At 37.7% G+C, this 22,899-nt stretch carries 22 protein-coding genes; 8 read left to right on the plus strand and 14 right to left on the minus strand.

Features of this window, described 5'->3' with window-relative positions:
• Positions 1 to 8: 8 nt before the first annotated feature.
• Positions 9 to 554, minus strand: coding sequence for a GNAT family protein (locus tag Q0954_RS12070; protein ID WP_299457128.1), 546 nt, complete (start codon positions 552 to 554; stop codon positions 9 to 11).
• 520 nt (positions 555 to 1,074) lie between these two features.
• On the opposite strand from Q0954_RS12070, the gene floA reads away from it, so the two are divergent.
• From floA to Q0954_RS12085, 3 genes are all read left to right on the plus strand, one after another.
• The gene (gene floA / locus Q0954_RS12075) at positions 1,075 to 2,037 is read left to right on the plus strand and encodes a flotillin-like protein FloA (protein ID WP_299457129.1); all 963 of its coding nucleotides are present in this window, start codon (positions 1,075 to 1,077) and stop codon (positions 2,035 to 2,037) included.
• Positions 2,038 to 2,311: 274 nt separating this feature from the next.
• Positions 2,312 to 3,022, plus strand: a complete 711-nt coding sequence (locus tag Q0954_RS12080) for a tetratricopeptide repeat protein (protein ID WP_299457130.1) — start codon at positions 2,312 to 2,314, stop codon at positions 3,020 to 3,022.
• 358 nt (positions 3,023 to 3,380) lie between these two features.
• Positions 3,381 to 4,253 carry a glycosyltransferase family 2 protein gene (locus Q0954_RS12085; RefSeq protein WP_299457131.1) on the plus strand — a complete coding sequence of 291 codons (873 nt, stop codon included), beginning with the start codon at positions 3,381 to 3,383 and terminating at the stop codon, positions 4,251 to 4,253.
• Positions 4,254 to 4,311: 58 nt separating this feature from the next.
• Here Q0954_RS12085 and Q0954_RS12090 read toward each other — a convergent pair whose 3' ends face one another.
• The 7 genes from Q0954_RS12090 to Q0954_RS12120 form a co-directional block, all read right to left on the minus strand.
• Entirely contained in the window at positions 4,312 to 6,045 is a 1,734-nt protein-coding gene (locus tag Q0954_RS12090) for a glycosyltransferase family 39 protein (protein ID WP_299457132.1), read from the minus strand.
• A 63-nt stretch (positions 6,046 to 6,108) separates the two neighbouring features.
• Positions 6,109 to 6,315 carry a hypothetical protein gene (locus tag Q0954_RS12095; RefSeq protein WP_299457133.1) on the minus strand — a complete coding sequence of 69 codons (207 nt, stop codon included), beginning with the start codon at positions 6,313 to 6,315 and terminating at the stop codon, positions 6,109 to 6,111.
• A 232-nt stretch (positions 6,316 to 6,547) separates the two neighbouring features.
• Positions 6,548 to 7,357, minus strand: a complete 810-nt coding sequence (locus Q0954_RS12100; protein ID WP_299457135.1) for a DUF6503 family protein — start codon at positions 7,355 to 7,357, stop codon at positions 6,548 to 6,550.
• A gap of 471 nt (positions 7,358 to 7,828) precedes the next feature.
• Positions 7,829 to 8,446 (minus strand): SiaB family protein kinase, encoded by a 618-nt coding sequence (locus tag Q0954_RS12105; RefSeq protein WP_299457136.1) that lies wholly within the window; start codon positions 8,444 to 8,446, stop codon positions 7,829 to 7,831.
• Positions 8,447 to 8,708: 262 nt separating this feature from the next.
• The gene (locus Q0954_RS12110) at positions 8,709 to 9,341 is read right to left on the minus strand and encodes a Uma2 family endonuclease (protein ID WP_299457138.1); all 633 of its coding nucleotides are present in this window, start codon (positions 9,339 to 9,341) and stop codon (positions 8,709 to 8,711) included.
• Between the two features lie 201 nt (positions 9,342 to 9,542).
• Entirely contained in the window at positions 9,543 to 10,397 is an 855-nt protein-coding gene (locus tag Q0954_RS12115) for an SAM-dependent chlorinase/fluorinase (RefSeq protein WP_299457140.1), read from the minus strand.
• A gap of 9 nt (positions 10,398 to 10,406) precedes the next feature.
• Complete coding sequence (locus Q0954_RS12120) at positions 10,407 to 11,372, minus strand: glycosyltransferase (RefSeq protein WP_299457142.1); 966 nt, start codon at positions 11,370 to 11,372, stop codon at positions 10,407 to 10,409.
• A 190-nt stretch (positions 11,373 to 11,562) separates the two neighbouring features.
• Between Q0954_RS12120 and Q0954_RS12125 the strand changes: the two genes are divergently transcribed.
• Both Q0954_RS12125 and Q0954_RS12130 read left to right on the plus strand, forming a co-directional pair.
• Positions 11,563 to 13,395, plus strand: a complete 1,833-nt coding sequence (locus tag Q0954_RS12125; protein WP_299457145.1) for an ABC transporter ATP-binding protein — start codon at positions 11,563 to 11,565, stop codon at positions 13,393 to 13,395.
• Positions 13,396 to 13,450: 55 nt separating this feature from the next.
• Positions 13,451 to 13,972, plus strand: a complete 522-nt coding sequence (locus tag Q0954_RS12130) for a hypothetical protein (protein WP_299457147.1) — start codon at positions 13,451 to 13,453, stop codon at positions 13,970 to 13,972.
• 88 nt (positions 13,973 to 14,060) lie between these two features.
• On the opposite strand, the gene Q0954_RS12135 is transcribed toward Q0954_RS12130, so the two are convergent.
• The 3 genes from Q0954_RS12135 to Q0954_RS12145 all read right to left on the minus strand — a co-directional run bounded on the left by Q0954_RS12135 (position 14,061) and on the right by Q0954_RS12145 (position 16,822).
• A complete protein-coding gene (locus Q0954_RS12135) occupies positions 14,061 to 14,438 on the minus strand; it encodes a DUF1987 domain-containing protein (protein WP_002695310.1) in 378 nt (125 codons plus the stop codon).
• Positions 14,439 to 14,543: 105 nt separating this feature from the next.
• Complete coding sequence (locus Q0954_RS12140) at positions 14,544 to 15,854, minus strand: CHASE2 domain-containing protein (RefSeq protein ID WP_299457153.1); 1,311 nt, start codon at positions 15,852 to 15,854, stop codon at positions 14,544 to 14,546.
• A gap of 233 nt (positions 15,855 to 16,087) precedes the next feature.
• Complete coding sequence (locus tag Q0954_RS12145; RefSeq protein ID WP_299457155.1) at positions 16,088 to 16,822, minus strand: hypothetical protein; 735 nt, start codon at positions 16,820 to 16,822, stop codon at positions 16,088 to 16,090.
• A 434-nt stretch (positions 16,823 to 17,256) separates the two neighbouring features.
• Between Q0954_RS12145 and Q0954_RS12150 the strand changes: the two genes are divergently transcribed.
• Entirely contained in the window at positions 17,257 to 18,039 is a 783-nt protein-coding gene (locus Q0954_RS12150) for an ApaLI family restriction endonuclease (protein WP_299457157.1), read from the plus strand.
• Between the two features lies 1 nt (position 18,040).
• On the plus strand, positions 18,041 to 19,252 hold the full coding sequence (locus Q0954_RS12155) for a site-specific DNA-methyltransferase (protein WP_299457159.1): 1,212 nt from the start codon (positions 18,041 to 18,043) through the stop codon (positions 19,250 to 19,252).
• 37 nt (positions 19,253 to 19,289) lie between these two features.
• Here the strand turns inward: Q0954_RS12155 and hisS are convergent, their stop codons facing one another.
• The gene (gene hisS, locus Q0954_RS12160; RefSeq protein WP_299457161.1) at positions 19,290 to 20,696 is read right to left on the minus strand and encodes a histidine--tRNA ligase; all 1,407 of its coding nucleotides are present in this window, start codon (positions 20,694 to 20,696) and stop codon (positions 19,290 to 19,292) included.
• 292 nt (positions 20,697 to 20,988) lie between these two features.
• Here hisS and Q0954_RS12165 point away from each other — a divergent pair, with 292 nt between their 5' ends.
• Positions 20,989 to 21,147, plus strand: coding sequence for a hypothetical protein (locus Q0954_RS12165; protein ID WP_299457163.1), 159 nt, complete (start codon positions 20,989 to 20,991; stop codon positions 21,145 to 21,147).
• Between the two features lie 129 nt (positions 21,148 to 21,276).
• Here the strand turns inward: Q0954_RS12165 and Q0954_RS12170 are convergent, their stop codons facing one another.
• A complete protein-coding gene (locus Q0954_RS12170) occupies positions 21,277 to 21,900 on the minus strand; it encodes a hypothetical protein (protein WP_299457165.1) in 624 nt (207 codons plus the stop codon).
• A gap of 102 nt (positions 21,901 to 22,002) precedes the next feature.
• Entirely contained in the window at positions 22,003 to 22,839 is an 837-nt protein-coding gene (locus Q0954_RS12175) for a sigma-70 family RNA polymerase sigma factor (RefSeq protein ID WP_299457167.1), read from the minus strand.
• Positions 22,840 to 22,899 lie beyond the last annotated feature (60 nt).

Raw genomic sequence — 22,899 nt, forward strand, 5'->3', positions numbered from 1 at the left:
CCTCGACTTTAGCCATCTTGTATTAAAGCAAAGGTATGCGCATCCCATATCTTTTCATTTTTGATAATGGCTTTTTTGCAAATAGCTTCCCTTGTGTAGCCACACTTTTCTAACACACGCATAGAGCCTGTATTATACTCAAATACTATAGTTTGGAGACGAACAATGCCCAGTTGTTGAAAAGCATAATCAGTCAAGAGTTTAAGCGCTGTAGTCATAATATTTTTTCCCCAATAAGGTTCTCCCAACCAATAGCCAATCTCGGCTACATGGCGTTGCTCATTGACTAACTTCACTAAACCAATGACTCCACAAAATACCCCTTGATAGGTAATGGCAAAAGTAAGGGGAGGATTTTCTGATTGAGTAGAATCTACAAATAGCTGTCCATCTGGCTCAGTATAGGGGTGAGGAATATAGTCACGTACATTGTCCCAAATATTTTTATTGTTCATTAGTCGGGCAATGTCAGGCACATCTGCGTTTGTCAATACCCTCAATATCACTTCATCACTTTGCAATACGGTATTTCTGTTGGGGCTGTCATTGTACATTATTTTACTTTTATGATCCATAAAGCGAATACTACCACAAACTAATGTTTTTTGTAGGTTATTTTCAAACCATTCGTTTGAAAAATGCTCAACAATTCTTATGTTTAAGAATAGCCTCATTGAAATCAATACTCCACCGTTTTTTCGGTTTGATAGTTTTCTTTATTCAGGCTCATAGCACTTCATCACAATTTAGTTATGGCATCTTCACTAGTGCTTAGCCAAGCATTGAATTAGGAATGAAACTTGGTGGAATACTATGTCACAAAGAAAGACAAAGCTTTTTGCAAAAGTGTCCTTAAGTTTGGTCTTGACTAAATACTATGTCACAAAGAAAGACAAAGCTTTTTGCAAAAGTGTCCTTAAGTTTGGTCTTGACTAAATACTGGCAATTTTAACTAATAAACTCATAATGTATTGAAAATGAATTTGCTAGTTATCGGTGGAACAGGGCAAACCTGGAGCCTTGCCAGGGCTGTAGATTATTATAAAATAGCTAACAAAAACAAATAGATCAAGTATGGAACCAACATTTATTGCCATTTTGGTGGCATCCATAATAGGCTTTTTTGCCTTTATGTACTTCGTACCCGTTAACCTCTGGATTACTGCCGTGTTTTCGGGAGTAAGAGTAAATCTTTTCCAATTGGTTTTTATGCGAATTCGCCGAGTACCTCCCAGTACTGTAGTCAACTCGTTGATTACTGCCACTAAAGCCGGATTGGAACTTACCGCTGATGACCTTGAAACTCACTACCTTGCTGGAGGGCATGTACCTTCAGTAATCCGTGCCTTGATTTCGGCAAATAAAGCCAATATTCAGCTTTCGTTTAAACAAGCTACCGCCATTGATCTGGCTGGTCGTAATGTGTTTGAAGCAGTACAAACCTCTGTAACCCCTAAAGTAATCAATACGCCCCCAGTAGCTGCCGTATCTCAAGATGGTATTCAGCTCATTGCCAAAGCCAGGGTAACGGTTAGAACCAACATTGCCCAGTTGGTAGGTGGAGCAGGCGAAGAAACCATCATAGCCAGGGTAGGCGAGGGTATTGTAACTTCTATTGGTTCTTCGGGCAATCACAAAGAAGTACTTGAAAATCCAGATGGTATATCAAAACTAGTATTGGCAAAAGGTTTAGATGCAGGTACTGCTTTTGAGATTTTATCGATTGATATTGCCGATATAGATATAGGAGAAAACATTGGGGCAAAGTTACAAACTGAACAAGCCCAGGCAGACCTGAAAATTGCCAATGCCAAAGCTGAAGAACGACGAGCAATGGCAGTAGCCAGCGAGCAGGAAATGATCTCGAAAGCGCAGGAAGCCCGCGCCAAAGTAATTGAAGCCGAGGCAGAAATTCCTAAAGCCATTTCTGCGGCATTCAACAACGGAAACCTTGGTATTATGGATTATTACCGAATGAAAAATATAGAAGCCGATACCGATATGCGTGACTCTATCTCTAAGGGAGAAGGAGGTTGATAATATAAAGTTGGTGGATGTGTGGGTGGCTTTGCGTTAAAGTTCAATAAGCCTTTACACTCGAAAAATTTAAAAATATTTTTTTCATAAGCAATTTATTAAAAGCTTTGCTGAACAATTGAGTTCGGCAAGGCTTTTTTTGTACAAGCCCTCGAACTTTTTGAAAATAATAATACAAGAATAACATAGTCATTGGTAGTACTATTAGCATACCTAAAACTGGTTGCTTGAGATTTACAACTACAAATGCTATAGACCAAACACGACAATATAAATGCAAAATTTAGCCAAATACATAACTATTATTACCCTGCTGATGTGTCAGGCATGTAGCAAATCATCGGAAGCATTTTTAGAAAAAGGACGCACATTTATGCAAGAAGGTAATTTTAAAGAAGCAGTGCGTTATTTTAATTGGGCAGTAGAAAAAGATGCACAAAGCTATGCTGCTTTTAATGCCAGAGGTGCCGCTTACTTTAGCCTGAAAGATTATGACAATGCATTGTTAGACTTTAACCAGTCTATAAAGTTAAACGATAAAGATTATAAAGCATTTATGAATCGAGGCAACGTAAGACGTGAAACCAACGACTTAAAAGGTGCTTTGGCAGACTATACCCAAGCCCTTCAACTGAATAGTAATGTGCCTGATTTGTACTTAAACCGAGGAGTAGTAAATGCCCAGCTACAAAACTACGATGCAGCTTTGAAGGACTTTAATGAAGTAATCAAAAGAAACAAGCAGAACAAAAACGCCTACTACAACCGAGGTAATATTTTGTACACTCAAAAAAAGTTTAAAGAAGCCATTGCTGATTTTAGAACGGCAGTGCAACTAGATGCTCGCTTTGCCAAGGCTTTGTATGCTTTAGGTATGGCCGAACTGTTGGCAGACAAAAAAGAGGATGCTTGTATGCACCTCAAACAAGCCGCCAACCTGAATCACCCTCAGGCAGATGGAAAAGTAATCGAGTATTGTAAGTAGGTAGCTATTGCGGAAAAATCGTAATTAGCGTACGCAGAGCTCCCTGCGGTCGGTGCGTAATTTATATGAATAGCATAGAATGCGCTTTATAACGCTCACAATTGAAAACAATCGTAATTAGCTTACGCAGAGCTCCCTACGGTCGGTTCGTAATTTATATGAATAGCATAGAATGCGCTTTATAACGCTCACAATTGAAAACAATCGTAATTCGTAATTTATATGAATAGCATAGAATACGCTTTATAACGCTCACAATTGAAAACAATCGTAATTTATATGAATAGCATAGAATGCGCTTTATAACGCTCACAATTGAAAACAATCGTAATTCGTAATTTCCAAATTCGTAATTTATATGAAGGTGTCAGGATTTAGTTTTGTGCGCAATGCAGTCAAGTTAGACTATCCTATTGTAGAGGCCATTACTTCGGTATTGCCTATATGCGATGAGTTTGTAATAGCTATAGGCGACTCAGAGGATGAAACACTCGAACTGATTCGATCTATTGATTCTCCTAAAATAAAAATTATAGAAACCGTGTGGGACGATCGCCTGAGAGAAGGAGGGAGGGTGCTGGCTGTAGAAACCGACAAAGCTTTTGCGGCACTTGCCGAAGACTCCGACTGGGCGTTTTACATCCAAGGTGACGAAGTGATACATGAACAATATCTCGACAATGTAAAGCAAGCAATGCTCAAGTACAAAGACCACCCCAAAATAGATGGGCTCTTGTTTAAGTACGCGCATTTTTATGGTTCTTACGATTATGTGGCAGACTCGCGCAAGTGGTATCGGCGTGAGATAAGAGTGGTGCGCAATCGCAAAGATATTTTTGCTTACCGCGATGCTCAAGGTTTTCGTAAACAACCTAACGATAAGTTGTGCGTAAAATTGATTGATGCCTACATTTATCATTATGGTTGGGTGCGTGAGCCCGACAAGCAACAAGATAAACAAAGGGCTTTTCATAGCCTGTGGAAAAATGACGATGAGGTAGCCCAATTTGTAGGACAAGCCAGCGAGTTCGATTACTCTAACATTGACTCATTGAGCGTGTTTAAAGGTACTCACCCCAAGGTGATGCAAGCCCGTATTGATCGTATGAACTGGAAGTTTGACCACGACATTGCCAAAAAGAACTATTCGGCAAGGGTGGCATTTCTTACGATGGTAGAAAAGCTTACTGGGTGGCGCATTGGTGAGTATAAGAATTATAAGATTGTATGAAAATCATAAAACCCCCGGTAAATATTTGTTTATCAGGGGCTTTACGTTTGCGCTGTTTTTAAAACTTCTGATTATATACCACCCAATACCTCTCCGGACGGGTTTTGTCTGTAATGAAACCGTCTACTGAACGCGATTGGGCAAACACCTTGTCAGACAAGTGTATATAATACTGGTAAGTAATGGGGCTCTTATAATTATAAGGGCAGTAATAACAAAGCTTTTGATGCATATATGCCCTAAACTGCATATACATCTCTTCGTTGAGCACAATGGCTATGGGCTCTTGAGCATCATATAATTTTTTGAGTTGGAGAAAATGCTCCCCTTTTAAGTGGTTATAAGGACTCAATTTTTGATAAGGGCGATCTACCGAAATTATATAAAAAGGCATAGAAGGCAAAAACTCATGGGCAAGTACTACCTTGGTTTTTGCTGGAGTGGTTTTTTCAATCAATTGGGCTACTTGCCGAGTGGCCGAACGTGACTTATCCAACGAAGGCACAATCAGGCCCCAGGCAATAAGAAAAAAGCCCAATGCACTGACTAAACTGCCCTTGAGCCCTTGGTCTACCGCCCCTTTTTTATAGTTTATAAAATTATAAATGCTTAATCCACCCCAAAGTACCGCCAGTGTCACAGCTGCTACAATGCCTAATGTATCTAAAAACAAAATGCTGCCTGCTACAAGCCCCACTGAAACAATAAGTGCCAATACTAAATAAATATAAAGGCCCACCCGCAAAACCTTGAGTTGGGTAAAGTCTGTTGCTTTTACCTGTAGTATTTGTCGGGCAATAATGACTGCTACCGCCGGATAAGCCCCCAACGCATACGAAGGCAGTTTGCTGGATACTAACTCATATACAAACCAACCTGCACTGAGCCAGGCAAGCATATACCAATAATAATCGTCGTTTTTCTTTTTACGCCAACGGCTAAATAAGTCTCCCAAGCCTTTGGGGAAGTACATAAGCCAAGGTAAAAAAGCAATGCAAAATACCAATAAAAAATAACCTGGAGGGCCAGTTTGTCCAAACACATTACCGCTTACTCTTTTGAGTATATACCAATCAATTAACCAAGTGATAAATTTACCCCCATCGGCTTGCCAGGCAGCTTGCCCCCATACATACAAAGGCACCAACGTAAGTGGTACAAAAAACCAAGGGTGTAGGTGTACCAGCCGCCAACGCTTTGAATGAAATATGAACAGCATACCCACCATGCCAAATACTAAAATAAGCACTGGAGGTCCTTTAACCATTATGCCTCCACTTACCATTAGCCAAAGCAACAAAGTCCACTTCAAGGCAGGGCGATGCATAAAATTGAGCAAAGCAAGGGCTGCCCCTGTTTCAAAAAACATCAGTGTAGCATCAGTGACCCCTATTTTGGCAAGGCTGGGCAGAAACAAAGACGACAGCATTAAGACTGTAGCCAGTAGTGAGGTTTCGCGCCCAAATAGGTTTTTGCCCAAGGCAAACAGCATGTAGCCTGCCAATAACAGGGCTAGTACACTGGAAAAACGTGTGGCAAATTCATTTTCGCCAAACAACCAAAATGATCCGGCGATTGCCCAAAAGTGAAGTGGCGTTTTTCGGTGAGGTTCCGACCAATCAAACTCAGGTACAACCCAATTACCGGTTTTTCGCATATTGTGGGCAAATCCGGCATAAGCCGATTCATCCTGATCCCAAAAAGAGATAGACCAGTTATTGATAAATAAATTGAGCACAATAATACCTATAACCAGGTACAAAAAACGCTTGTTTTGGACTATGGCTTGCATCAAGTGTTATTTTACGTGTTTTGGATTGATCAAAAAAAGATAGGAGGGAGGGCTACGGCATAATTAGTCAATTTCTACCCTCACCGAAATAGTAAGCATAATCTGATCTTGACTAATATTTTGATGAGTTGCCAATTTTTCGAGCAACTCTTTTTTTATACCCGCTATTTTAGGTCCTGTGGTAGTTATGTCAGGTAACTCCTCTATTTTGGCACGAAAGCCAGTAGAGGCTGGTTCTAGTACGGCAGTAAATGCGAATTTATTATTCATTTTATATAAACGATGTCAATGGGGGGCAAATTTAGGCTTTTTCGTAGCCAAAACAAAGGTGAAAGTGAAGGGGAGGGCAAATTTAAAACAACAAAACTTGAAGCATAAGCAGAAGCATGGACTTATTTTTATTAGATCAAAAACGTAACCCCTTGACTTATAGAGTCATTTGAATGAAAACCAAGTCCCTAATTTATATCTGAAAATCAAGGAGTTGGTCGTATATTATATATTACTTAATCAAGCTTACCTTGATATTCTTATTTTCAATCTTAGACAAAAGTTTTAGGTTGCCAGCTTCAAATATCTTGGCCAATGTTGTGAGATCAACTCCTTTTTCAGCCTTATAATTTTCATAGTCCAAAAATGTAATGCCCTCAATGGTACGTGGGTTATAAGCAACCCTAAACCTTACTCCACCCTCGTGTACTTTGTAAGAGTAAGCAAAGTAATCCATCGTGTTTTTTTCTTTGTGCATCCAATACATATATACATCTGAGTGGTCTTCTCCTCCCCCCTCTTGTTTAAATGTTACCTGTATTTGGTGGTAGGGTTGCCCTTTGATGGTGGTTTCGCCCATATATTTTTTTATTACTGCATTGTCGTTTAAATTAAAAGGCAAAAACATAAAGTACACTACTGAGTTGATGGAGTTTGAATATTTATTTGCCCATTCTTTATTCACTGTTACTTCCTTACCTTCTACTTTTCTTGTAAACCCTTCATTTGTTAACACATCATGTACCTGCCCCAGTGAATCATGTTTGAAACTACGCTCGTATTGATACTTTCCTCCGTTGCGTTTATAGGTGTAATGAATGTCTCGGAAGTCGAACGATACCTGAGCTTTTTTGTACAAATCACCCCCATGTTGAGCAATCACAGCATTCACTACCTTTTGCTCTTTGGTAAGATATAGGCTGTTTTTTTCAGATGTGTTATTGGCTTTTTCCTGGGAGGTATTTTTTTGTTGTTGAGGAGCACAGGCGGTCAAAAGCCAACCTGCAATTAAGATGAAAATGAGGGAAGTACGTATATCCATGATTTTGTATTGTTAGTAATTTTACAATACTAAAATACGGAGAAGAAGTAAGGTCATATAGTCACCTCTAAGGCTTTAACACCCTTTTAACACCTGTTGTGTAATGATATTTTGAATAAAAAAGAAGGGATATACAACAGTACTAAAAAACGTCAAATCATTGAGAATTAAAGAAGAGAAGTAAACCTGTATTATGTGACCTTAAATCAATAGACAAATACAAAGAGGTGTTTAGAGAGGAAGCAGGCAGCTACAATATTTTTATGCGTAAAATGGGAGAGGTATTTTAATTTAACTTGGTATTATGTGCTTGCCAGCAAAGGAGAGTATTTGTACAGTTTGTTTGCCAATGCCTGCAACAAATATTTTGTATGGGATTGTGAAAATGAGTTGCCTTTTTAGCCACAGATAGTTAATTACTGATTCTTGTGTTACGTCAATAATTAACCATCTGACAGAGTAAACTTTGAGTTAGTTTTTTGTTTTCTTTTTCTGTAACGCATGAAACTCTTCTATTTCTTTTCTGATTTTTCCGGTATTTATTTCTACTTTCAGAATAAAAAAAGAATTGTTGTCGTCATGGGGCAAAAAGTGATAATCGTGTTTTCCCGTAGTTTTCCGGGCAATGTCAATCAAACCTAAGCCAGCCCCTCCTTTGGTAGACAATTTACCTTCTTTGATTTGCTTGCGATACATTTCTTTGAGCTCTGTTTTGCTTGCTGCGTTAATACGCTGGAGCATATCTTCAAGAATCGGTTGTTTTTCTCTCGATACCTTATTCGAGGTTATTACATAATATGTATCATCTTTTTTACCAATCATAAACAACCCTTTTCCTATAGAGCCTTGTTCGGCAATTTCGTCAGAGTGTTTATTCATGTTTTGTAAGGTCTCTACCATTACATGATACACTTTACGCTTCACCGACAGTTCTTCTTGGTTTTTATCCATGTCATCTTCTGCCATAGAAGTAAACATTTTGGTAATTTGATGACTAAATTCACCCAGGTATACCAAAGAAATCCCATTGGTTACGAGTTCATCATAAATAGTGAGTACCGATTTTATAAATCTGACATCTAATTTCATAGGGGTAAAAAATCTTAGAAGACCTTAAAAAATTTGGATGTAAAACTGAAAGTTATTGGATAGAATAAAGTATTTACTTTCAGTCACGCGAGTTAATATGATTGATGTTTGCCTTTTTTCAAATCAGGTATAGCAATTACCATTCTTAAATATACAAAACATTTCAAATTATTTTGGAAAAAGCATTCAAGATTCTTAGATATATTCTCAACAACGAAGGCAACAGGGAAATGAAGAGGATAGAACTTGAACAAATACTTGCTTACTTTTTAGGAGGAGGAAAAGCCTTAGGTGCAATACCTGTGTTGTGATATATTTCTGCTACGGTAGTTTCAAGGTTTATCAAAGGAATAGATACCAGGCTTTCCAAAGCGTCAAAATTTTCGTACCCCCAAGGGGCAGACGTTTGGCTACGTGTGTACAGCTCCACCCGGAAAGTGTATTGAGATACCATCAAATATACTTGTAGGGTGGGTACTTGCATGTATTTTTTGAGCTTACAATGGCGATCAAATTCATCAGTGATTTTAGATAGTACTTCTACCGCAAGCAACGGCTCTCGTTTAAAGCCCACCGGACAGTCTTCATCGGGGTATTGGGTAATAAACAAGTCAGGACTGGGGTAAAACCGATCTTTGATGGCTTCAAAACGAACTCCATCGCTGTAGAGCAAATAAGGAGGGGCATCATCTTGCCCAGTAACAGTAGCTGCCTCATTATTTTTCAAATGCTCAGCAAAAATATTGACAAGGTTGGAGGCAATCAACTGATGATTTTTAGTCGTGTTTGCTACAGATAACCAATCTGAGTAGAAATGTTCCTTGCTAAGATCCAGCGTACCCTTCAGTTTCAGGTATTCTATTGGAGAGTATAATTTATTTGATGCATTTATCATAGATGCTGTTTGTCTCATTAAGCCTTAATCTTACTATGCCTTTTAATAGTTACGTAATATAGTGGCAAGGGGTCATGATCTCCTGTTGAGATGTGTATATCATTTCACAACAAATATGCCATGGTAAAGGTAAAATACTTGATTACCATCGATTAATATCTGATAGCAAAGCCAATGAGCAAAAAAGAAGATAAAAGTTGTTTAAGAGCCAGAGATTACCTGATGTGTTTCTATGCGCCAATCAGTGCCCGAACCCATACCGTATACCTTGGCAAAATCACCTTGGTTAATTGCCAGCCCCAGGTTACCCTGTGAATCTTGGTATAACAAAGGAGTTCCTGCACTTTTAAACCCAAAGCTTTTCACTATTCCAAGTGTTTCGGCAAATACAGGTGTTTCTTTGTGCCAAACCCTTACCTGAAGCATAGATTTTTGATCCACACTCGCTCCCAAAGCATCTATCCAGGAATAAGGAATATTAGTAACAATATTGCCATAAGGGTGCTCTATCTTAGTAATGATTCCTTTTAGTCCTGCATCAGGCAATATTTCAGCTTCGGGTATGTGTAGTTGGATCAAAGGTTTTATGTGTTTTTTTCCTACATCATCAAGCCTTAGTTTACCACTGGCAAGTAACGCCCCCACATACACATATACATCTCTGCCATGAAATGTATGGAAAGAGTCAGAACCAGGACGTCGGTGTATTGCTTCGTCAATAAGGTATACGTTTTTAATGCCTTGCTCTTGAGCTACCAGAGTAAGAGTGCCATTGTCTGGAGTGACAATCAGATGGTCATTATTGGTAAGCGCCACTACTGAACGGCGTTTAGTACCTACTCCTGGGTCAATTACTGCCACAAACACAGTTCCGGGGCTCCAGTAAGGAATAGTATGGGCCAGTGTTTGACTAGCTTCCCAAATATTAAAAGGAGCAATTTCGTGCGTAAGATCTATGATAGGCAACGCAGGGTTTATTCCTAAAGCGACCCCTTTCATACTGGCCACAAATCGGTCTCGTAACCCAAAATCAGTCATTAAAACTAAAGCATTCATATTGATGGTTTAAAATTGATATCGCTTAAACTTTTTGGTGAGCGTTGATTGAGGCTTGGCAGCATTGATACTTTCACCATTTAGAACCTTCTCATAGTACGTCAAGTACTTGTCTGTCATTTGTTTTGCCGAAAAATTGTCGCAAACATATTCGTGGCAGGTTTGAGCGTTAAAGTCCTGTAAGTTTTGAACGGCAGCCACCAACTCATCCTTACTATTAGATAAAAAGCCCACTTCTTTAGTGATAATTTCGGGCAACGACCCATAACAAGTGCCAAATACAGGCGCACCAAAATACAAGCTTTCGATCATGGCCAAACCAAAAGGCTCATCCCAGAGCACTGGAAACAACAAAGCTTTACTATGTCGTAGCAGTTCAAGCTTATCTTCACCCCCTACCATTCCTTTGTATATAGTATTGTCTTTTTGAAAACTCAACAAAGGTTTTTTCTTTTCTGCTCCTCCTGCTACCAATGTTTCTCCGGTTTTATTGGCTATATATTGGCATCCTTTCAAGTTCTTTTCTTTTCTGTCTTGCCCCAAAAAAAGCAAGTGTTGTCTCGACGCATTTAATGCAATGGTTCCGTAGTCGTCTAACCCTAACCCATTGTATACAAAGGCTTCTGCTTGATGGCGTTGTGCGTGATTATGTGATACAAAAATAGTATGAATATCATATTCTTCACCCAGACCACTATTGCCATGCATGGTTACCACATAAGGCTTGCTCAATGGCTGAGTAATAGGAAGGTGGGCATGTACTATGTCTATATCCTCAGGAATTTGCTCATCGAGGTGTTGTTGTGGGTTGTATGTAAGTACTTGAGCAAAATCTGAGTATGACCCCTCAGGCACCAATAAGGTGATTTGATGCCCCCTTTTGTGCAGCTCTTTACTCAACCACCATACTACTCGTTCAGTACCACCGTATTTTTGCACAGGCACCTTGCCATTACAAATTTGTAAAATATGCATATATAATATACTTAAAAAATGTCTGCTGTGAGAAAGAACAAATGTAGAAAAATATTGATTGCTTAAAGGGCTCATAAACGACCCTTTGTCAAATTGTTATCAGAGATTACTGTTTTTTTAACAAAAGCGCTAACTTTGCGGCTTTATTGGGCATTATCTACAAAAGTGACCATTATTTAAATACACCTGAATGAAGACTTTTTTTAGAATACTTTCATTTGCTCAGCCTCTGAGCAAATATGCTATTCCTTACTTTATATACTCCATATTTGCCACCATATTTGGGGTGCTTAACTTTACCCTCTTAATTCCCCTTTTAAAAGTATTATTTGGTAAAGCAGAGGTGACAGAAGTTCCAAAAGAACCAGTTTTTGAACTGAGCAAAGCATTTCAATACTTACTCGATTATTTTAATTATTTTTTCAAAAAACTGGTACTTACCGAAGGTGCCTACTCAGCCTTGATATTTGTTTGTATTATATTTCTTGCGTCTATTTTTTTATCCAATATATTCCTTTATTTATCTATAAGGGTAAAAGAGTATATGCGGGCAAGGGTGATAGAAAATGTGAGAGCTACTTTTTTTGAGAAAGTCACTTCTTTGCACCTGGGCTATTTTTCTGACCAAAAGAAAGGCGATTTAATGTCGCGTATCACCAGTGATGCCAATTACCTGGAGTGGGCAGTGATTCATAGCTTAGAGCTACTTTTCAAACACCCCATACAATTGGTAAGTTTCTTCATTGTACTATTTTATATTTCGGTTCCACTCACCTTGTTTACACTGGTATTTTTACCTGTATCTGCTACCATTATTGCTTTTCTGAACAACAAGCTCAAAAAACAATCTTACTCACTGCAAGAGTCTCAAGCGGTGATTATGAGTATATTGGATGAAACACTCGGTGGCTTAAGGGTCATCAAAGGCTTTAATGCGATTGGTTATATAAGGAACAAATTTGACAAAGAAAATAAACATTATGGCGATGTGGTACGTGCAATGGCTCGTACCCGCGAAATGGCATCACCTATATCAGAGGCTACCGGAGCTTTGGTAGTGGTAGGTATATTATTGTATGGTGGTAGCCTTATACTACGAGAACAACCGTTATTGCAACCTACCGAGTTTATTACTTATATTATTTTATTCTCGCAAGTAATGCGTCCTGCAAAGGGATTAACTGTAGCTTCAAGTGGCGTACAAGTAGGTTTGGCAGCAGGCAATCGTATTTTTAATATTCTGGACGAAGCCGTGAAAATTAACGACAAAGAAAATGCTCTAGAGTTAGAAGAGTTTAAAAGCGAGATTGAGTTCAAAGATGTACACTTTCGCTATGAAGAAGATTGGGTACTCAAAGGGATTAACTTTAAACTGGAAAAGGGTAAAACTGTAGCCTTGGTAGGCAAAACCGGAAGTGGTAAGTCTACCATTGCCGATTTGATTCCTCGCTTTTATGATATACAAAAAGGTGGAATTTATATTGATGGTGAGAATCTACAGGATTATCGATTAGGTTCGGTATTGCAGCATATTGGTATTGTAAGCCAGGAAGCGGTATTGTTTAATGATACTATATTCAATAATATTGCTTTTTCGGTAGAAGATGCCACGCATGCAGAAGTAGAAAGGGCGGCAAAAATAGCCAATGCCCACGATTTTATTATAGAAAAGCCTCAAGGGTATCAGACCTTAGTAGGAGATAGAGGCGATAAGTTGTCGGGCGGACAACGACAACGAATTACAATTGCAAGGGCAGTACTTAAAAACCCTTCTATTCTGTTATTAGATGAAGCCACTGCAGCGATGGATCCTAAAACAGAGCAATTGGTACAAGATGCTATTAATAACCTGATGCAAAACAGGACATCTTTAGTGATTGCCCATCGTTTGAGCACCATTCAGAATGCAGATGAAATATTAGTGGTAAGAGAAGGACACATTGTAGAGCGTGGAACTCACGCCGAATTGCTATTGCAGGAGAATGGAGAATATGCTGATTTACACGCAAGTGGGATAAGATAATTGAAAAACAGGACTCATATTAAAACAAAGACATACAACTGAATGATTTAATTCTATGGCAAAGGTATTTAGTATTGTAAGAGTACTTACAATCGTTTTTTTCTTTATGGCTTTATTGGGAATGTACTACGACCTTAATTTGTATTCAAAGGGGCTGGTCATCTACTTCGACGCCAACCAAAAGCCCGCATTATCAACTACTTCTAACGTGGTATTTTGGGTAGGTACAGGTTTTATTTTGTTATTAAACGGTTTGGCAGTAGCACTCAAAAACCTCTTTCACGCATTGCCCAGGCAGGCGCTCAAAACTTTTACCCCCAATTCAGATTTTTGGTTGAAAAACGAAGAGTCACGCGACCATTACTATGCTGTAATGGATACTTGGCTGATGACTTTTATAGGAGTACTCAATATGTTTTTGGTATTTGTAGTACTTAAAATGTGGCGAATGAACCGTGCTTTGAAAGGAGAGATTACTGAGTATAGACTCTTAACTGTGGCTGCGGTGGTCATAATTGTCTTTTTTATCTCCTATATATTTGTTAGGTTCAGAATTAAAAAATATGATGTAGTGTAGCGAAAACTTGTATACAGTAAAATTAAAAAAGGAGGTATTTGGTATGAGCCGAATGCCTCCTTTTTTTAATAAAAAAATCACGTAATGCCTATAAAGGAATCAAGTTTAGAGGTAGGCTCACATCCTCTAGGTAGTCTTCTCCTTGTTCTAGCATGTCCATGTCGTTTTCATCATAGTACCAGTTCACTTTTACTTCTCCACCCTTGTTTTCGTAATAATCTTCCAATATGTTGAGTATCTCCAAAAAACGGCGTGACGTACTGGTATTAAAGTAAGTCATTTTAAAATTTAACTCGATTTTTCTGCCTTCTTCCTGAGTATATTCTTTGAGCCATTCGAATACCGGCTTAAAAAATTCTAATGTATACTCTCCGTAAGAGTTTTTCGAAACTTCTAATACGCCAGAGTTTGCATCAAAATCAATGCGCGGTTTATACTCAGTAGCCTCTATGGTTAAATTTTCCATTTGTTGTGAGGTTTTGATCTATGCTGTAATAAGAATTGTTTACTAAAAATAATTTGGTTGGCTTAATTACCAAAGGTTACGTTTAACAAATATATAAATTTTCTGCTAAACTGCTTTTTCTTCTTCTTGTTTAGGCGAAAATTTATTATTGAAGAGGTTTTTACCCTTTTCGATCAAGTTCATATAAAATGCCAGAATAATGGTTCCTACGTGAATATTGAACAAAAAGAAGGAAACAATTGAAATAACCATAAAATAAGAAGCAAATACAGTCATTGAAGCCAAAAAACTGCCTGCATCACTCTTTCTGGTCAGTTTTTGTACCCACTTGCCATAAATAGTTCTATAATAAAATGTAATAAAAGATATAAACCAATAAGCTAACAACAAATAAATTACAAAACCGGCTTTAATTTGATTGTCTCGGTTTTCGAGTGCCAAAAAAGCATTTAATAAAATCAGAGGGCCTTGCGTGTCACCATAAATTGTTTCGTGTATATCGTTTCCATTGGTGAGCGTAAAATCGCCAATAAATACAATACGATCCTTGACAAACTCGTGTACCCCATCGGCACTTACAACATTACCGTCATCATCGGTTTCAAGCAAAGCAAGCAGCTCTCCCAGATATATCTTGCTATACTGTACAGGTTTTTCTTTTGCCTTTCCTTTTTTGTTATGAGTGCTGTCATTTACCTGAGCATCTCCACTAAAACCATAAGGGCGAATGCGGTAGTCAATGATGAAAGAATTAAAGATAGGGCGTCCACCTAAAGAGTAATAAAAGGCATTTTTTTCAAATTTTTCGCCAGGGTGTATACCTTCATACATAATGAGTGGGGTAGACTTAAGCGAATCGTTATGAAAAAGCTTGAATTTAACTGCTTTTTGAGATGTTTTTTCTAAATCAGACAGCGATAATTTACTCTTGGGTATCTTTACATCTGGATGCACAGGTTTGTCGTTATCGTCGCGATGATAAGATACCGCCATTCGGGGGAGTTTTTTGATGGCAGCCAGCATAGTCGAGTCATATTCAGTAGAGTCTTTAAATTCTATGTCGCATACCATAAATTTGTAGTTGGGTTTTTTGCTGAGAATAGTAAAAAACTGAGCAAGCTTTTCGCGGTCGGTAATGGGTTGATAACCAATCGGAAACCCTTCACTGTCGTTTTTATCAATCAAAGCCTTGTCCCAGGCAATATTTATAAAGGCAAACCGATCAGGGTTGGGTGGTTTTTCCCATTTAAGTATGAGGTTTTTTACCGCCGATGAATAACGAATGAGCGGGAACTCATCAAAGAATACATAAGGATAGCTCAATAACGTAAATGTTAGCCACATCATCAGCAATGCATTCGAAAAGCTCAATGCTGATACGCGCAGTACTTTTTTCTTATTGATTTTGAACGCCATAGAGAGGGGGTGTTTAATGGAAAAACGCTGAGTTTCTCGAAAAAAACGAAATCAGGTTAAACTATAAGCCTGAGTTAAATCTTACCTTCATCTAATGGTAAAAAAATAGCCAGGCAATGTGAACTGTCTGGCTACTTTTTTACAATTATAATGCTATAAATTTGATGGTGGCAGGTTATGATAAACTTTCAACCAATGTTTATAGCAAAAAAGTGTATGATATGATTAAACACCTATTTTTCTGATTTTTGAGGCTTAAATTTTACATCAGTGGATGAGATAAAGCCATTGGCTTTTAACCATTTTTTAAATACCTTTTCGTCAAAATATTTACCGTGCACATCCCTTACATAAGTGTATACATGAGCATATTTAGCGTTGTCGTTCAGGTTTTTGTCTTTATTATAAATGGCTAATAACTCAGTAAGCTCATTTTTTAATTCATCTGAATCAACAAAAACCACGTTAAAAGCCGCTTCTTTTCTTGAAGAACGGTTGCTTCTGTCAAAGTAGTAAATCTCAATTTGTTCTACTTCATCTGGACTTATTTTAGTCCCATTTTTGGTGAAAATTCGACTTCTGTCAAAAGTAACTGTGTTGCCTTCATAAGGCAGTTTTTTGTTGATAGCCTTGCCATTGTACACATAGCGACATACCAAAAACTTAGTTTTGCTCAATGGATAATTGGATAAGTTTACATTAAACGCTACTTTTTTACCAATAATGGCAAAATCAGTGTCACCAAAATAACCTTTCAAACTTTCTACATCGGTGTCTTCAGCGCCACGCGTACTTGCTTTGGCATTTTTCTTAAGAGGTGATACTACATCTTTGACAAAAGCATAAAATTCGGTGCCTTTTTTCTTGGCACGTTTGGTAGTTAAAATAAAACGTCCACGACGGCTACCAATCATTACCGCTTTGGCTCCTTTGCTTAACTTTAAGTTGTCTGAGGATTTGATCTTCATACCACGGCGTAAGTATTTTTTTGTGCTTACGTTTTGAATTTTGCCTTTAACGTGTACTACGTGGTAAGTTTCCAGTAGGGGGTCACTACTGGTGTTTATGTTTAATAATAGTGAGAATATGATCGCAGAAATCATGGTTTTTTAATAGTTTAGTTTTTGAAAAATTATTTAATAGTGTTTAATAAATAATCAAATTTTGAGTGTTTCAAGTTATTTTTTACAATAGTTATACTAATCAGAAGAACGTTTAATTTGATTTTTTGTTACTTTATACTATTTTATGTATATTTAAAAATTTTTGAAAAATTATAGGTAACAACTATATATTACTGTATTGTTGAGGGATATTTGATTAGCATAATGCAAAAATAAGAAAGCAATAGGGCATTGTAAAATAAAAAGCGAGGTTGTATAATTTTTTATCTTAGCTACTAATGATGTTTAAAGTAGAACAAGCAAATAAAGCAGAACTCATAAGTTATTGTGAAGAAATAGGGATACCTACCAGTGGTAAAAGTAAGGAAGATTTAAGAAGTGCAATTAATAAATATTTGGATGCCGAAATATTGGCAGCAGTGGAGTCAGAAACGGCAGAAGGCTTGTTGACTGACAAGATTGAAGTACTTGTTGAAGATTATAGAAGTAATTTACAAAGTAAAATTAAGCATCGTAAGCAAGAAATGAAGAGTGATGATCATTCTCACTATTTGATATATCGTGTATTGGGTATTTCTGAAGATGATGGAGAGAAGATAGATGTTTATCAAAATACAGGTCGCTTTTTGTATAAATATGCAGGAGCACTTCTTGAAGAAGTAACTACATTATGCTTGAAGTTTAAGAGCATTAAAGGAGGTAAAGTTTTAGTGAAGAATACACGAGGGGAAAAACCAAGAAACTTTGAAATAGATTTCTTGGATGGCAACTATGCTTTTGAAATTAAATGGAGAGATGCTACGACTGATGGTGATCATATCACAAAAGAGCACACTAGAATACAGGTAATTCACGAACAGGGGTACACCCCTGTTCGTATTATGTTTTATTATCCTCAAAGAATACAAGCACAGAACATCCAGGCAACCTTAAAAACATTGTATAAAGGTATTGGAGGTGAGTACTATGCTGGTGATGATGCCTGGGAATTTATCCGTCAATACACAGGGTATAATTTAAAAAGTATTTTGACAAAAATTGCAGATAAACAAATGCCATAAAATGGAAGTAAATAAAATATATCAGGGGCATTGTATTGAAGTGTTACAAACGTTTGGGGATAATTCAGTAGACTTAGTGTATTTTGATCCTCCTTTCTTCACTCAAAAGAAACATTCCCTCACTAACCGGGAAGGTAGCAAAAAGTATCAATTTGATGATTGTTGGGATTCTTTGGATAGTTATTTGAATTTGATAGAAGAGTGCTTAATAGAAAGTTATAGAGTACTCAAAAATACTGGGAGTGTGTTTTTGCATTGTGATAAGACTGCATCTCACCACATTAGAGTAATATTGGACAAAGTTTTCGGTGTAAATAACTTTCAAAGTGAGATTATATGGAGTTATAAACGTTGGTCGAACTCTAAAAAAGGATTATTAAATGCTCATCAAAATATTTATTTTTATTCAAAAACCAAAAGCTTTAAGTTCAATCAGTACTATACAGACTATGCCCCAAGTACTAATATTGATCAAATTTTACAGGAAAGAAAGAAAACTACTGATGGAAAATCTGTGTATAAAAAAGATAAAAATGGTAAAGTAGTATTAGGTAAAGAAAAGAAAGGTGTGCCTTTGTCAGATGTTTGGGAAATACCTTTCTTGAATCCAAAAGCGAAAGAAAGAGTTGGTTATCCTACCCAAAAACCTGTATTATTATTAAAGCAAATATTAAAAATTGCCACTGATAAAGGTGATTTGGTGATTGACCCTTTTTGTGGCAGTGGCACTTCTTGTGTTGCTGCTAAAATTCTAGAGCGTGATTTTATAGGTATTGATAGTTCACAGGAAGCAATCAGTCTGGCTAACCAACGACTACAGGATATGTTAATTACTGATTCAGCACTGTTGAAAAAGGGAGCTAAAAGTTATATAGAAAAAACAGAAGAAGAGCTTCATCTTTTAAAAAGCATAGGTGCCATACCTGTGCAAAGAAATGCAGGTATTGACGGTGTCCTTAAATCCCATTTTGCTAATAAGCCCGTGCCTGTAAAAATTCAAACAAAGTCAGAGAGTTTGGATGATGCAATTGAAAAGTTAGAAAGAGCTTGTAAAGGAAAAGAATATAAACTAAAAATTGTATTACAAACTCAATCAAATACAGTGAGTAATCGCTTATTTGGTTTAGCTTCCGATGTAAAAATAATTAAGTCGAGTCATCTACTTTTGGTAGAGCTTCAAGAGCAAATGATGAATAAATTGATACATAAGTAACGGTGTCAAAATACACGTTACTTATGTATTGCTGTCTTTATACCATCACTCCTTGGGTAGGCTTTAACTTTTCAATGATCTCATCTACAGTCAAAGCTTCTTGCTCGCCAGAATCCATGTTTTTCAAAGTAAGCTTGCCACTTTTCATTTCTTCCTCGCCCACAATCACCACATAAGGGATAGACTTGCGATTGGCATATTTAAATTGCTTATTTAGCTTTGCCGCATCCGGAAATATCTCACAACTAATTCCTCTGTTTCTAAAACGTGGCAAAAAAGGCAAAGTATAAGCCTCTGCCTTGGAGTCAAAGTTGGTAAACATGACCTGTACTGAAGCATGGGTATTTGCTGGAAACAGGTTGAGTTCATCCATTACATCATAAATACGATCTACCCCAAACGAAAACCCTACTCCTGAGACTCCTGACAATCCAAAAGTGCCTGTGAGGTCGTCATAACGTCCTCCACCGCTAATGCTTCCAATCTGAACATTGTTTACTTTTACCTCAAAAATAGCCCCTGTATAATAACTCAAGCCCCTGGCAAGGGTAATGTCAAAGTCAAGGCTAAAATCTTTTTCAGGTTCAGCCGACTGGGTCATTGTTTTTATATAATTCAGTATTTGTTCTACTTCATCTAAGCCTTGCAGCCCGGTAGGAGCTTTATCGGCAAAAATGGCTCTAAGTTTGGCTATCTTTTCGGTAATACTTCCCTTAATGTCGAAAAATGGGTAGAGTTTTTCTATAGCACCACCATCTATGCCACGGGTGGCAAGCTCTTCTATTACTTTGTCTTTACCTATTTTATCCAGTTTATCTATAGCTACACAAATATCTCCTATGCGCTCTTCGTGTCCTATTACCTGAGCAATGCCCGTGAGCACCTTTCGGTTGTTTATTTTCAACGCAAAATCATTGATTTCAAGGTTAGGCAACACCTCATTAATCATCAGGATGATTTCTGCTTCACAGATCAAAGAATCAGTACCAACTACATCAGCGTCGCATTGATAAAACTCACGGTAACGCCCTTTTTGAGGACGATCTCCACGCCATACAGGTTGTATTTGGTAACGTTTGAAAGGAAAAGCCAGTTTGTCACGATGCATGACTACAAAGCGGGCAAAAGGAACAGTAAGGTCATAACGAAGGGCTTTTTCAGAGATTTTTGGGATGAGATGTTTAGACCCTTCATTGATGTCATCTTGAGTTACTTTTCCAAGATAATCACCAGAGTTCAAAATCTTAAAAATTAATTGGTCGCCTTCGTCGCCGTATTTCCCGGTAAGTACGCTCAACTTTTCTATAGAAGGGGTTTCTAGAGGGGCAAAACCAAATTTCTGAAAGGTAGATTTGATCGTATCTAATATGTAGTTACGTTTTGCCATTACCTCCGGACCAAAATCGCGGGTGCCTTTAGGAAGGCTGGGTTTTTGAGCTTTCATTTCTGTATGTTGGCTTTTTTTATTGATTACCTCAGTTGTCTGGGTATGTCATTGTGTTAAACTATTGAACAAAATTACTCTATACTTACAAATATGAAATAACATGTTGATTTATAGGATACTACACTATTTTCTGATTTGATTATTCGTAAGTATTTATTGAAACAGACTACAAAGCTAAGGATTTTTTTTGTTGATATGAGCTAAAACCAGACATCAATTTGTAGTTTGAAAAATAAAGGCTTAATTTTGCGTGAAATTTTTTTTATAAAATTAGAACGGAGACAGAACAATGGCAGTGACCAGATTAGAGCGCAAGGGACGTACAAACCGTGCCCGCGCAAACAACCGTAAGGCGGTTATGAAACACCAAGGAACTAAACCTACCATCAAAAAGGTAGATATAGAAGCAATTAAAAAAGAGTTTGAAGAAAAGAAAAAAGATCAGTAAGACTTTTTAATTGCCTTTACTCAAGAAATTGAGCATCATAGGTGAGCCGCTGGTTTCACCTTTTTTTATAGTTAAACCCCCACATTACAATAGAGTAGTGTGGGGGTTTATGGTTTTTATTTTACTTGCCTAAAACTGAATAGCTTTGTAGTATTCGGTCGGAATTTGAATGCCTTGATAAGACTCCTGAAGGCTTATTACAATCAATACCCCTACTACAAAACCTATGATTAAGATGAGTCGGGCTTGTTTTTGAGCATTTACGATGTTTTTGGCCGATGTTTTTTTGTAATGAACGGCAGCAGTATGTCCAAATACGCTCATTACCGCAAGCAAGTAATAAGGTATAAAAAATAAAGCCACGGGAATGCTGTTGACTACAATGGCTGCATAGTAAAAGTTGGTGTCAAGTTGGAGCACTTGCCTGCCCTGCCATACCGTGGCTAGAGTATGTACGATCAGAAAAAAAGCCAGGTACAAACCACTGTACCATTGCAGTTTATCATAAAATGTACTGTTTTTTTTGCGTTTGCGCCACACCAATTGTATTCCACTGGCTATTTGTATGGCTACTATCACTAGTAAAAATACCTCAATCACTGGTTGGCGGTATATTTGCCTTAGCAGCTGCATTACTTTGATGTGTACTGCTGCCCCTACCAAAGCAGTAAGGTGGTTGAGCAGGTGTACACCAATAAAAATACTGAGGGTAATACCCGAAACATAATGTAGGGTGTTGGTTTTAAACTTCATACGTTTTGTCTTTTAGTATTTTTCAGATAATTTGACATAAGACAAACGAGTAGTGTAAAGTGTGACAACCTTTATGTGTTTTTTTGAGTAGAAGAGGGTTTGTTAAATCACTTTAGTCAATTTATCGGGGTTGAGAATGTTATATACGTGCTGTATTTTGCCCTGATGAATGCTCAAAATGACTACGCCAGTCAGCTGGTCTGCCCGATACAGCAACAAGGCAGGTTGCCCCAAAATAGTATTATACACCATCTTGGTGTTATCAGGTGTATTTTTGCCAATTTTGATATAAAAATTTGCCACCTTTTGGGCGCCAACAATGGGCAGTTTGGCAGCAACCACTTTGCCACCCCCATCAGAAAATACCTGAATGTCGTCCTTAAAAAGTGTAATTAAGTGCTCTAATTCGCCTTTTTGAATGTATAAAGCAAACTGAAGCGCCTTATTTTTATCGGTAACTGAGGCAGTAACCGGGTGGGTGTATTGGTTAATTTTAGCCTTTGCCCGGCTAAATATCTGTCGGGTATTGTCAGGTGTTTTGTCAATAATTTCAGCTATTTCTCTGTGGTTTAACTCAAAGGCTTCTTTCAAGATAAAAGCCGCCCTTTCGTAAGGACTAAGGCGAGAAAGTTGAGTGGCAAGCTCATAGCTAAGCAAGTCTTGTAATTCAAATGTTTGGTTGGCTTCTAGTAAAGCTCCATTTACTGGTTCAGGCAACCATTGCCCTTTGTATTGTATCCTTTGTTGGTGTTGTTGGTGGTTGAGGCAGTGGTTTATAGTAAGCCTAATGAGGTAGTTTTTTTGATTGGTGATATGTGTAGTATCCAGTTGCAACCATTTTTCGGTGACATCCTGCGCCACATCCTCAGCATCTGAGTAACTACCCAAAATGCTATAGGCAACACTGATAATTAATGCACGGTTTTGTAAAGCAAACATAACTTGAGACATAAAAAAACTGGAAGACCAATAGCTCGTGCTTTGATCTTCCAGTAAATG

The organism is uncultured Microscilla sp. (assembly GCF_947493425.1).
Lineage (GTDB): Bacteria > Bacteroidota > Bacteroidia > Cytophagales > Microscillaceae > Microscilla.